This window comes from Bartonella koehlerae C-29, assembly GCF_000706625.1.
In the GTDB taxonomy this organism is placed as follows: Bacteria; Pseudomonadota; Alphaproteobacteria; order Rhizobiales; family Rhizobiaceae; genus Bartonella; species Bartonella koehlerae.
The window spans coordinates 222,993-234,615 of sequence record NZ_KL407334.1 but is presented as its reverse complement, the minus strand read 5'-3'; the positions used below and the strand labels follow the sequence as shown (position 1 = coordinate 234,615).

The 11,623-nt window shown below is 41.0% G+C and carries 10 protein-coding genes; 9 read left to right on the top strand and 1 reads right to left on the bottom strand.

Annotated features, from left to right (window positions below; all coding sequences use genetic code 11):
• The first annotated feature begins 211 nt into the window (after nucleotides 1–211).
• From O9A_RS01110 to rpsP, 4 genes are all read left to right on the top strand, one after another.
• Nucleotides 212–868 carry a carbonic anhydrase gene (locus O9A_RS01110; protein WP_034457949.1) on the top strand — a complete coding sequence of 219 codons (657 nt, stop codon included), beginning with the start codon at nucleotides 212–214 and terminating at the stop codon, nucleotides 866–868.
• A 227-nt stretch (nucleotides 869–1,095) separates the two neighbouring features.
• Nucleotides 1,096–2,667, top strand: coding sequence for a signal recognition particle protein (gene ffh, locus O9A_RS01105; RefSeq protein WP_034457948.1), 1,572 nt, complete (start codon nucleotides 1,096–1,098; stop codon nucleotides 2,665–2,667).
• Nucleotides 2,668–2,691: 24 nt separating this feature from the next.
• Nucleotides 2,692–3,021, top strand: coding sequence for a chorismate mutase (locus tag O9A_RS01100; RefSeq protein ID WP_034457945.1), 330 nt, complete (start codon nucleotides 2,692–2,694; stop codon nucleotides 3,019–3,021).
• A 16-nt stretch (nucleotides 3,022–3,037) separates the two neighbouring features.
• Nucleotides 3,038–3,421, top strand: a complete 384-nt coding sequence (rpsP, locus tag O9A_RS01095; protein WP_034457943.1) for a 30S ribosomal protein S16 — start codon at nucleotides 3,038–3,040, stop codon at nucleotides 3,419–3,421.
• Between the two features lie 347 nt (nucleotides 3,422–3,768).
• Here rpsP and O9A_RS01085 read toward each other — a convergent pair whose 3' ends face one another.
• Complete coding sequence (locus O9A_RS01085) at nucleotides 3,769–3,984, bottom strand: DUF1674 domain-containing protein (protein WP_034457939.1); 216 nt, start codon at nucleotides 3,982–3,984, stop codon at nucleotides 3,769–3,771.
• Between the two features lie 83 nt (nucleotides 3,985–4,067).
• Between O9A_RS01085 and htpX the strand changes: the two genes are divergently transcribed.
• The 5 genes from htpX (at nucleotide 4,068) to O9A_RS07590 (ending at nucleotide 10,505) form a co-directional block, all read left to right on the top strand.
• The gene (gene htpX / locus O9A_RS01080; protein WP_034457937.1) at nucleotides 4,068–5,105 is read left to right on the top strand and encodes a zinc metalloprotease HtpX; all 1,038 of its coding nucleotides are present in this window, start codon (nucleotides 4,068–4,070) and stop codon (nucleotides 5,103–5,105) included.
• Between the two features lie 59 nt (nucleotides 5,106–5,164).
• Nucleotides 5,165–6,508: an RsmB/NOP family class I SAM-dependent RNA methyltransferase gene (locus O9A_RS01075; protein WP_245262485.1), complete on the top strand. Its 1,344-nt coding sequence runs from the start codon at nucleotides 5,165–5,167 to the stop codon at nucleotides 6,506–6,508.
• Between the two features lie 64 nt (nucleotides 6,509–6,572).
• Entirely contained in the window at nucleotides 6,573–8,279 is a 1,707-nt protein-coding gene (locus tag O9A_RS01070) for a heparinase II/III family protein (RefSeq protein WP_034457933.1), read from the top strand.
• A 168-nt stretch (nucleotides 8,280–8,447) separates the two neighbouring features.
• Nucleotides 8,448–10,064 (top strand): bifunctional phosphoribosylaminoimidazolecarboxamide formyltransferase/IMP cyclohydrolase, encoded by a 1,617-nt coding sequence (purH, locus tag O9A_RS01065; RefSeq protein ID WP_034457931.1) that lies wholly within the window; start codon nucleotides 8,448–8,450, stop codon nucleotides 10,062–10,064.
• 288 nt (nucleotides 10,065–10,352) lie between these two features.
• A complete protein-coding gene (locus O9A_RS07590) occupies nucleotides 10,353–10,505 on the top strand; it encodes a DUF1127 domain-containing protein (protein WP_084790486.1) in 153 nt (50 codons plus the stop codon).
• The last annotated feature ends 1,118 nt before the right edge of the window (nucleotides 10,506–11,623 follow it).

Below are 11,623 nucleotides of genomic sequence, written 5' to 3'. Positions count from 1 at the left end.
AGTGTTGCTCTTTATTTCTTCAAAGTGTAACAGTTTCATTCTAAGGAGAATAGTTCTTTATTAGGAGAGGATAAAGGTGTTTCTTTCATTTACAGTAATAATTTGCTGTTTTATGGAAATATTTTGCTCGATGAAAGGACATTATTTAGTGCTTTTGTATGTTAGTAGTCTGTTTTTTTTTTTAAAGAGATAAAATGAAAGTGAATATCAAATGATGCATTTACCAGAAAGACTCTTAAGTGGTTACCGGTCTTTTATAAAAGATCATTTTTTGTATAAAACGGCACGTTATCAGCAATTGGCAATAGAGGGTCAGAAACCTGAAATTTTGGTTATTGCTTGTTGTGATTCGCGGGCAGTACCAGAAACGATTTTTGATGCTAAACCAGGTGAAATTTTTACGCTGCGCAACGTGGCAAATTTGGTTCCTCCTTTTTCTCCTGATAATCAGTATCATGCAACGTCAGCAGCGATTGAATACGCTGTCCAATTGCTTGAGGTGAAGCATATTGTTGTTTTTGGTCATGCCCATTGTGGGGGGGTGAGTACTGCTCTTGAGGGAACGTGCAAGTCTTTATCTTCAAATGATTTTATTGGTCAATGGATAAGTCTTTTAACACCAGCCGCACAAACAGTTGTTGAAAACAAGTTGTTGCCCCCTTTAGAGCAGCAGACCGCATTAGAGAGACTTTCTATTCGTTATTCGTTGAAAAATTTAGAAACATTTCCCTGGATAAAGGCGCGTAAAGACCAAGGTATTTTGACGTTGCACGGGGTTTGGTTTGATATCTCGAGCGGTGAATTATGGAGTATGGAACAAGAAACAGGTCATTTTATGCGTGTTGAGGTGGGGAATCTTGAGGAGTAATGTCTGCTGCCTTTTTGTTTCGTACAAAAGGTATTGTATGATAAATCTTGACAAAGTGGGGGTTTTATTGTTTGAAAGGGCAAGCTTTCAGTGACAAAATTAACTTGGAGCCACCGACTGAGACCCCAGTATAGGGTATAAAGAGATCTCAGAGGTCAACATCCGACGGCGCGATGCGTTCTCGGATGTCATTTTGGTTTGTTTGTTATGTAGCAATGAGGTAAATAATGTTTGAATCCTTACAAGAGCGCCTTGGCTCTATCCTGTCTCATTTGACAGGACGTGGTGCTTTGTCGGATCAGGATGTAGCAGCAGCACTGCGCGAAATTCGTCGCGCTTTATTAGAGGCCGATGTTGCACTTGATGTCGCACGTTCTTTCACTGATAGGGTTCGTGAAAAAGCTGTTGGGTCCGCAATTGTTAAATCAATTAAACCTGGACAGATGGTTGTTAAGATTGTTCATGACGAATTGGTTCATGTGCTTGGAAATGAAGGTACTCTGAGTGATCTCAATGCACCAGCACCTGTTGTTATCATGATGATTGGTTTACAAGGTTCTGGAAAAACAACAACAACAGCAAAATTAGCAAAGCGTTTAATCCATAAGCACAATAAAAAAGTTCTTATGGCATCGTTAGATACACGCCGTCCTGCAGCACAGGAACAACTGCGTCAATTAGGAGAACAAGCAAAACTTGCAAGTTTGCCCATTATTGCAGGACAGTCTCCCGTCGATATCGCAAGACGTGCGCTACAGGCAGCTAAACTCAGCGGTTATGATGTGCTGCTTCTTGATACAGCAGGGCGTAATCATATTGATGAAGCTTTGATGCTTGAATTGGCTGAAATTAAAGCTTGTTCCCGTCCTCATGAAATTATGTTGGTTGCTGATAGTCTTACTGGTCAGGATGCTGTCCATCTGGCACGTTCTTTTGATGAACGTGTTGGAATTACAGGAATTATTTTAACACGTATGGATAGTGATGGACGCGGTGGAGCAGCACTTTCAATGCGTGCTGTGACTGGGAGGCCGATAAAAGCAATCGGGATTGGGGAAAAAATAGACGATTTAGAAGAATTTCATCCTACTCGTATTGCTGATCGTATTCTTGGAATGGGTGATGTTGTTTCTTTGGTGGAAAAAGCTGCTGAAACAATGGATCATGAGAATGCAGCTGCTTTTGCAAAAAAGATGCAAGCCGGAAAATTTGATCTTGATGATCTCGCAGATCAATTGCAAAAAATGAAAAAGCTTGGTGGGATGGGGGGCATTATGGGAATGTTGCCCGGTTTGGGGAAGGTAAAAGATCAAATTGCTGCTGCCGGTCTTAATGACAGTTTATTTAATCGTCAATTGGCTATTATTTCGTCAATGACGCCCTTAGAGCGCGCTAATCCAGAGCTGTTGAAGCATAGTCGTAAACAACGAATCGCTAAAGGCTCTGGGACAAGTGCTGCTGATATTAATAAGCTTTTGAAGATGCATCGTCAAATGGCGGATATGGTGAAAGCCATAGGAGGTAAGGGAAAAAGCGGTTTAATGGGGAAAATGTTTGGAGCACTTGGATCTAAAATGGGGCTTGGGGGAATTGGAGCTTTGGGTGGAGAATCTGGAGCTCTGCCTGATTTATCGGGGTTTGATCCAAAGCAACTTTCAAAATTTCAAAAGCAGATAGAAAGTGGTCATGGAGGAAATGTATTACCCGGTCTTCCAGGGCGTGGGCCTACATTTCCTGGTTTTTCCAATGGTCCTGCCGATAGAGGGGTAAATTTTCCTCAGCATTCCAAGAAAAAATAAGATGCAAAGAGGGAAGGAAGTGTGATGCAGGAAAAAATATTGAGTGAATTGGCGTATTTACGACAGTCTATTGATAATTTTGATGTCACGTTAATTCATATTTTAGCAGAACGGTTTCGTTGTACACAGGCAATTGGGCGCTTAAAAGCCCGTTATAATTTGCCGGCGGTAGATCCTCTGCGTGAGCAACATCAGATAAAGCGTTTGCGGCAATTAGCTGTAGACACGCATTTTGATCCTGATTTTGCTGAGAAATTTTTAAAATTTATTATTAAAGAAGTTGTGCATCAGCATGAAGTCATTGCTGAAAAGCAAAAAATAAACAAAGAAAATTTAAACGAAAGCCAGAGCTGACAATAGGAGATAAAATATGGCATTGAAAATTCGTTTGTCCCGTGGAGGCTCAAAAAAGCGTCCTTATTATCATATTATCGTTGCGGATGCTCGTAGTCCGCGCGATGGGCGGTTTCTTGAGCGTGTTGGTACATGGGATCCGATGTTGCCTAAAGATGGACCACGTGTGAAGTTGAATGAAGAACGTATTCAATATTGGCTTGGTCAAGGGGCACAGCCAACAGATCGCGTTTTGCGGTTTTTGGATGCTGCTGGATTAAAAAAACGTCCAACCCGCAACAACCCACATAAAGGTGAACCAGGAAAAAAAGCACAAGAACGCATAGCGGCAGCAAAGCAAGCTGCTGAAGAAGCGGCTGCGGCTAAAGCGGAATCTGCTCCTATCTCAGAAGAGGTATGATTATTCTTAAAACATAATCAGCTTTGCCGTTAAAGCTTTTATTAGAGAAGAGCAAGTATTATCTGTTTTTAACAGACAAAAAAATGGATCCTCTTTAAAGGAGCATGTTGATTTTTTTAAATCAACATGCATTTTTTAGAAGTTATGCTGTGGATTTAATTTTTATAATCTCTGTAGCATGGTGGATTTTTGCTGCTGCACGTGTTTTCTCTAAGGGCTTGTCTTTATTTATTATATATTGGTCTTGTAAGATTTTATATCAAAGAACGATTGTTCTCGGTTTTTGTTTGTCAAAAACTGCTTCTCTTTATGAAGGGTGTATGATTTTTTAAATCAATGTGAGTCTTTTAAAAGTCAATGGCGCGGCCTTTGATTTCCCAGTCTCCATAGCGTGAGGGGTCTTTGCCGCCACGTCCTCCGTTTTCTAAAAGTTTTTCTTCATTTGTTTCATGTTTTCGTCTTTCTTCAGCTTCGTTTAGGGCACGTTGTGCTGCTGGAGAAAGGAGCTGTTGTTTAGTAGCAGTTGCATTTTGTTTATTTATCTTATAGTCTTTTTTATCCATTTTATACCTTTTTTCATTGAAGAAGTAAAAAGAAAACCCCATCATATAATATTAATAGTATTTTAGCATGGAGTTTTTGAGTCATGAACATAATGCGTACAGCAATGCTGTTGGCTTTTATGACTGCTCTTTTCATGGGAGTTGGTTATCTGGTTGGTGGAAGCAATGGCGTGGTCATCGCACTTTTGATGGCTGGTGGCTTAAACTTTTTTTCTTATTGGAATTCAGATAAGATTGTTCTCCGTATGTATGGTGCGCGCGAAGTCGATCAATATTCGTCTCCCGTTTATTATAAGATTGTAAGCGATTTAGCGCAAAGAGCATCTCTTCCTCAACCAAAAGTTTATATTATTGATAATGCACAGCCAAATGCTTTTGCTACGGGACGTAATCCTCAGAATGCAGCTGTTGCTGCAAGTACTGGATTGTTAAACCAGTTGAGTGCAGAAGAAGTGGCTGGAGTGATGGCGCATGAGCTTGCACATATTGAGCATCGTGATACGTTAACGATGACCTTGACTGCAACGATTGCCGGGGCAATTTCAATGCTTGGTAATTTCGCTTTTTTTATGGGGGGACAGCGTCATTCTTCTGAAAATTCTCATAGTGCTGGGGCTATCGGGGGGCTTATTGCCATGTTTGTGGCACCTTTTGCTGCAATGCTGGTGCAAATGGCCATTAGTCGTACTCGTGAATATGCTGCTGATAAGCGAGGGGCTGAAATATGCGGTAATCCTTTATGGTTGGCTTCGGCATTGAGTAAAATTGCAGGCGGTGGGCATATGGTATACAATGAAGAGGCAGAACATAATCCGGCAACAGCACATATGTTTATTATAAATCCTTTGTGTGGTGAAGGGACCGATAGCCTTTTTTCTACCCATCCCGCAACAGCAAATCGTATTGCTGCTCTTCGTCGGCAAGCAGAAGAGATGAAAGGAACAACAGTGGAAAATATGGGATGGAATGGAAAAGGTGGTTTACATAAAAAAAACAGTGATTTTAGAAATTTAAATTCGGGTGCGCAAACAAATGTCTTTAATGAAAAGGGTACTGTTCAGCGTGTTAAAAAACGCCCTTCTTGGCTTCGTTATGAAGGTTCAAAGAGACCTCGATCATAAAGTTCTTCATGGGATAGAGGCATAAAGGTGTTATTTTGAAACACAGGAAAGCGGGGCCTATGTCCGCAAAAAATGTTCCGGGATTAGTTGTTCGGCAAGTATCTGTTCGTCTTTTAGGGGTGGTGCTTGATAAGAAGGCTTCTCTTTCTGGTTTGACGGATAATGACTATGGACATCCACAATATTTAGGGCTTTCACAGCGAGATCGTTTGTTGTGTCGCGCTATTTTGGCAGCGGCGTTGCGGCATCGGGGGCAGATTATAGATGCTTTAGGGCGCTTTTTGAAGCGACCTTTGCCTTCACAAGCACTTTCACTTCAGCATCTTTTGCATATCAGTGTGGCGCAAATTCTTTACCTTGATATTCCTGATCATGCGGCTATTGATTTAGCTGTGCGTGTGGCGAAACTTGATCCGCGTATGAGCCGTTTTTCAGGAGTGGTGAATGCTCTTTTACGCAATGTTGCACGTGGGGCGGTATTTTTACGCCAGAAAGCTCCTCATATTGAAGCTGTTCCGCTATGGTTTGGACAGCTTTTAGTATCAACTTATGGAAAAGAAAAAGCTGATCAGATTTTAGAAATTCAAAGTGTTCCACCTCCTCTTGATTTGACAGTTAAGTCTGATAGTCATGGATGGGCAGAACGGTTGGGGGGTGTTGTTTTGCCCAATGGTTCGGTTAGGCTGAGCCGTTTAGAGGGTTCTGTTTCTGAATTACCAGGCTATATGGAAGGGGCTTGGTGGATTCAAGATTTTGCTGCAGCATTGCCTGCTTGTTTACTTGGAAATATTCATGGTAAACAGGTTGCTGATCTTTGTGCAAGCCCCGGAGGAAAAACAGCACAACTGGCTTTGCAAGGGGCTGAGGTGACAGCAATTGAACTCTCTGCTAATCGATTAAAACGCTTGAAGGCAAATATGGAGCGACTTCATTTTTCAGTTCGCTGTTGTGAGGGGGATGTGAAAAATTTTCATCCTAAGCAGCTTTTTGATGCTGTGCTTCTTGATGCTCCTTGTTCTTCTACAGGAACGATACGTCGTCATCCCGATATTTTATGGACGAAATCGATGAATGATGTCGCCAAATTAGCGGCGTTGCAATATGATTTACTTGTCGCAGCTATTGCTTTGCTAAAGAAGGAAGGGCGCATTGTTTTTTCTAATTGTTCCTTGGCAAAAGAAGAAGGAGAAGATCTCATTGCAAGAATTTTATCAGAACGTGGTGACATTGTTTTAGAGCCTATTTGTGCAGAAGAAATGGGTGTTATGGCACATTTGCTCTCTGTTGAGGGCATTTTGCGCACAACGCCTGCTGATTGCTGTCATGAAGATTTTAACGCCGAAAAAAATATCTTTTTAGGAATGGATGGTTTTTTTGCAGCGCGCTTGCGAAAAGTGGCTTAATTAACAGTTCATTTACTAAAATGGTTGAAATTGTGCTTAATTCAGCACAAATGGAGATAAGGTTGTGGCGATTGCGGTAAAAGGTTCTCAGATAAAGGCAGCGAACTTTGTTTATGGAGCACACCAACTTATACGGCGTTTATGGATTGGACCACTATTCCGTTGGCGGTTTTCGGGGTTTCGTCCCCATAAAATTTTAGCGCATCCCATTGATTTGCATTTAGCTGATCCGATGATGGCGCACGAATTTTATCATGGTCGTTTTCCTTTTGCGGGGCATATTGTTTATTCTGGTGCTGTTTCTCCTTTTTCATTAGTTCCACCAACGTCGGAATGGGAGGTAGCTCTGCATGATTTCCATTGGTTGCGTCATATGGCGGCAGCGGAGAGTGATTTAGCAGCGGCACATGCACGCGCTCTTTTAGAAGATTGGCTTGATCAATGGGGCAAGAAGGTGAAGGGAGTTGCTTGGAGTCGTCCGGTTGTGGCACGGCGTTTGATTTCGTGGATTTGTAATTCAAAAATGTTGTTACAAGGGGCAAGTGAGCGGTTTGAAAAATGCTTTTTACGTGCACTTGGTTTCCAGTTTCGTTATTTACGTATAACGATTTGTAGTATGGAAAACAATGATCAACGTTTACAAGCAGCAGCAGCTTTAACATTTGCATCTCTTGCTTTGCCTGTTTCAGAAGCAGTGAAAAAAAAGGTACAATCCTTTCTTATCAAAGAACTTTCACGTCAGATTTTGTTTGATGGCGGTCATATTTCTCGTAGCCCTATCATTTTGCTGAATTTGTTGTCAGATTTATTGTCTTTGCGTCATCTTTTTGTGCATAGCAATGAAACGGCACCGCGTGTTCTTATTGATTCTGTTGAGCGTATGTTGCCGGCTTTACGGTTTTTTATCCATGAAGATCAAACATTGGCCCATTTTAATGGGGTTGGCCCCCTTGTATCGGAACGCTTATCGACACTTTTAGAGTTTGATGAAACAGCAGGACATCCTTTTAGTTATGCACGTTATTCAGGATTTCAGCGTTTACAAGCCAATCAAACGACGGTGCTTGCAGATACAGGAAAGTTTCCACCACGTTCTGCCTCAGAACATGCTGGTTCTGGATGTTTGTCTTTTGAAATGTCTTCTCAGGGAAGCCGCTTTATTATCAATACGGGTGTTCATTCTTATGGGCGTGAAGAATATCGGCATTTAGGACGTGTTACCGCAGCACATTCAACAGCGACAGTTAATGACTGTTCGGTGGGTATTTTTCATAAAAAAAGAAATGGTGCTTCTTTTTTGCTTGAGGGACCAACGGATGTTAAAGTGCGTCGTATAGAGGATTCAGAAAAAACTGGTTTTATTGCCAGTCATAATGGTTATGTGCGATCTTTTAATCTTGTTCATGAACGTGGTCTTATTTTGGCAAAAAATGGGAAAATTATCGAGGGTTTTGATCGCTTTTTTATCCCCCAAAAGGGGCTTTCAAAGAAAAATATAGACGCTCAAAAAGAACAAAATAATGTTGCTGTTCGGTTTCATCTCCATCCGCAGGTGGAAGTCAATTATGATGGTAAACGTGTGCGTTTAGCTGTGAGGGATGAGCAAGTGTGGTATTTCATATCACCTGATGCTGATATTTGTCTTGAAGATTCGATTGATTTTGCTGAACAAACAGGTCCGCAACGCACACAACAGATTGTTTTATATTTTCGTCCTGCATTTCAGGAAAAAGTTCGTTGGCGTTTTATCCGTCGTTCGTTGGAGCAATGATATGCTCCTTTATATAAGTGAAGAATTGTTCTTTAGTGTGTTTAAAAAAGCATTCTTTCCTTTTTGTGTATTTTGCTAAAAGCATGTGCTATGAATGTATAAATTGGTTTTGTGCATATAAGCCAGTTTTTTTTGAGTTTTAACTATTTCATTTTTAGGATTCCTGTTATGGGTGTTGTTGCAAAAAATTTTCCCATACCTGATCTTCATCGGGTCCGTCGCGTTCTGCTTTCTGTGTCTGATAAAACGGGTGTGGTTGCATTTGCACAAGCGCTTCACACTTACGGTGTTGAATTGATTTCGACAGGAGGAACAGCTAAAGCCTTAAAGGCTGCTGGTTTACCGGTAAAAGATGTTGCTGAAGTTACGGGATTTCCTGAAATAATGGATGGGCGCGTCAAAACACTCCATCCTTTGATCCATGGTGCTCTCCTAGGAGTAAGAGAAAATCCTAGCCACGCAGTGGCTATGGAGCAGCATGGCATCCATGGAATCGATCTTCTTGTGGTCAATCTTTATCCTTTTGAAGGAACTGTTCAATCAAGCGCAGATGGACAAACAATTCTTGAAAATATTGATATTGGTGGACCGGCAATGATTCGCGCGGCAGCAAAGAACCATGCTTATACTGGTGTTATCACAGCGGTGGGTGATTATGATTTGGTTCTTTCTGAATTAAAGCAGTATGATGGGTGTCTAAGTTTTTCTATGCGACAACAGTTAGCAATGCGTGCTTATGCGCACACGGCTTCTTATGATGCAGCGATAGCGGCGTGGTTTGCAAAAGATTTAAAAATTGAAGCACCCTTTTGGCAGAGTTTTTCTGGTCATCTTGAAAATGTCATGCGCTATGGGGAAAATCCGCATCAACAGGCGGCATTTTATCGTAATGGTGATAAACGTTTTGGTGTTGCAACAGCCAAAATTTTGCAGGGTAAAGCACTCTCTTATAACAATATGAATGATACAGATGCAGCATTTGAACTTGTGGCAGAATTTGATCCACAAAAAACTGCTGCCGTTGCTCTTATTAAACATGCTAATCCTTGTGGGGTTGCTGAAGGGCAGACTTTAAAGGAAGCTTATTTGAAGGCTCTTCTGTGTGATAATGTATCGGCATTTGGTGGAATTATTGCTTTAAATCAACCTCTTGATGCAGAATGTGCAGGAGAGATTATCAAAATTTTCACGGAAGTGATTATTGCTCCTGATGCGACAATGGAGGCACGTGAAATTATTTCAGGCAAAAAAAATCTTCGTTTGCTGTTAACAGGGGGTGTTCCTGATCCACGGTGTGGAGGACTTATTGCCAAAACCCTTGCGGGCGGGATTTTAGTGCAGTCGCGTGATAATGTGGTGGTTGATGATCTCAAGCTGCAAGTGGTGACAAAGCGCGCACCAAGTCAAGAGGAAATGCGTGATCTTCAATTTGCTTTTCGTGTGGTGAAACATGTCAAATCAAATGCTATTGTTTATGCAAAAAATAGTGCAACAGTTGGGATTGGTGCGGGACAGATGAGTCGTATTGATTCAGCAAAAATTGCTGCACGTAAAGCTGAAGAAAGCGCAAAAAGAGCAGGTTTAACGGAATCTTTCACTAAAGGATCCGTTGTTGCATCAGATGCCTTTTTTCCTTTTGCAGATGGTTTGTTGGCAGTTGCTGAAGCAGGGGCTACGGCAGTTATTCAACCTGGCGGATCAATGCGTGATGAAGAAGTGATTGCCGCAGCCGATGCTCAGGGGTTAGCCATGGTTTTTACAGGTGTAAGGCATTTTCGTCATTAGTGCTTTTATTTTTAAGGTATTGATCTTTTCAACTAAGATGAGTTTTCAATAAATTTCATGAAAAATGCATGTGATCGCGTTTGCATAAGCGCTTCACATTTTCCATATTGATTAAATTTATTTCGAGTCGAGCAACAGCCAAAGTCTTACTTTCCGCTGATATTCCTATAAAGATGCTGTCAATCGTGTTGTAGACGCATGACAGTTATGCCCTTATAGCACAACTCTTTTTTATTATTTGCTCTATAATGCACCTTACAAGTTGTGGTGTAACGTTGGGGAAAAGATATGAATATTTTGCGTTCTTATAGCAAGTGGCGCCGGTATCGTCGGGCAGTTAACGCCTTAAATCGTCTTTCAACGTATGAACTCAATGATCTTGGTATTCATCGTGGTGATACTGATTCTATTGCGCGGTGGTGTTCTCGTAAGTCTTCGTAAGTTTGATGACCGCTTAGGAGCGTGCTTTATATGAGATGTCACCTCATGTGACGTCAGAGTGTGTTATTAGGAGATCACGGATATTAAATTTTCAGGTTTGGTGGTGAGGGGGTGTTCTTATATCTTTAAGGGATAAGAGTGTTTTTGCTTTTAAAGGTGAGTCCTGGATGTTTTATATTTCGCCATGAGATTCGCCATGAGAATTTAAGGCATAAGAGTTGAAGCGCGGGTGAGTCTGTGTGCAATTTGCTTTTTAAGTGAGAAAAAGATTGGGGCATAAGTCAACGTCTCAAAATGAGGTGCTATTAAATCATGAAAAAGGGTGTTTAGTCTTCGATAAGCGGCCGTAGTGAGGAGAGGTCTTTATCAAGCATTCTGTCTCTTTGCCTGTTGGGAGTGGGAAAGAAGGAGAAAAGTGTCGTTTTGCTATCTCGGTCTTTCTTTTCGTATCTTTGAAGCAGAGCCTTTAGCCGTATTTTTGATTTTCGCCCACTTTAATAAGTTGAGATAGGGAAGGGGGGGGTACTACAACTTCTCAGAGTGAGAAAAAACATAAAGCTTAGGCCAAGGTATCCACTCTAGCATGATACTTCGAAAACAAATTTTATCTTGCTTTTTTATAATGTTTTCTCTCAATGCTTTTTCTTATGTTGGGTTTTTCTCTTATGTTGATTTTTCTATGGTTTGCAAACATAAGGCTGAACCTGAAAAATGGTGGTATTCATCCTCACAGATATGGTTTTATAACCCATCGTGTTTGGTAATCTCTTTTAAAATAAAATGCCAAGTTCTTTTCTATCATTAAGATTGATAAAGTTTACTGATTAATGAGGCACCCTTGCTATGGTTGTTTTTATAAGTCAAATCATAGATTTATAATGATAATATATTATTTACAACGTGAATGAGAGCTCCGAATATCGTATGGTGCTCTCATTTTAACCTTCCTATAGTGAGGTAATCAAAATCCATTCATTTGCACGTTACAAATGGGGTTGCACGTGGTTAAAAATTCTTCAAGAAAGGGGGTGTAAAAATGCTCCTTATAAACCGTTTCCGTGTAAGGCGTTGCCACAACATTTTGAGTTGGCAAAGAGAAATGATAGCGCCAGTTTTCT

What these genes read in the sequence shown, in the direction of transcription:
- O9A_RS01085 (WP_034457939.1), bottom strand. Translation starts at nt 3,984, where the DNA reads ATGGATAAAAAAGACTATAAGATAAATAAACAAAATGCAACTGCTACT.
- purH (WP_034457931.1), top strand. Translation starts at nt 8,448, where the DNA reads ATGGGTGTTGTTGCAAAAAATTTTCCCATACCTGATCTTCATCGGGTC.
- O9A_RS01100 (WP_034457945.1), top strand. Translation starts at nt 2,692, where the DNA reads ATGCAGGAAAAAATATTGAGTGAATTGGCGTATTTACGACAGTCTATT.
- O9A_RS07590 (WP_084790486.1), top strand. Translation starts at nt 10,353, where the DNA reads ATGAATATTTTGCGTTCTTATAGCAAGTGGCGCCGGTATCGTCGGGCA.
- O9A_RS01075 (WP_245262485.1), top strand. Translation starts at nt 5,165, where the DNA reads ATGTCCGCAAAAAATGTTCCGGGATTAGTTGTTCGGCAAGTATCTGTT.
- ffh (WP_034457948.1), top strand. Translation starts at nt 1,096, where the DNA reads ATGTTTGAATCCTTACAAGAGCGCCTTGGCTCTATCCTGTCTCATTTG.
- rpsP (WP_034457943.1), top strand. Translation starts at nt 3,038, where the DNA reads ATGGCATTGAAAATTCGTTTGTCCCGTGGAGGCTCAAAAAAGCGTCCT.
- htpX (WP_034457937.1), top strand. Translation starts at nt 4,068, where the DNA reads ATGAACATAATGCGTACAGCAATGCTGTTGGCTTTTATGACTGCTCTT.
- O9A_RS01110 (WP_034457949.1), top strand. Translation starts at nt 212, where the DNA reads ATGATGCATTTACCAGAAAGACTCTTAAGTGGTTACCGGTCTTTTATA.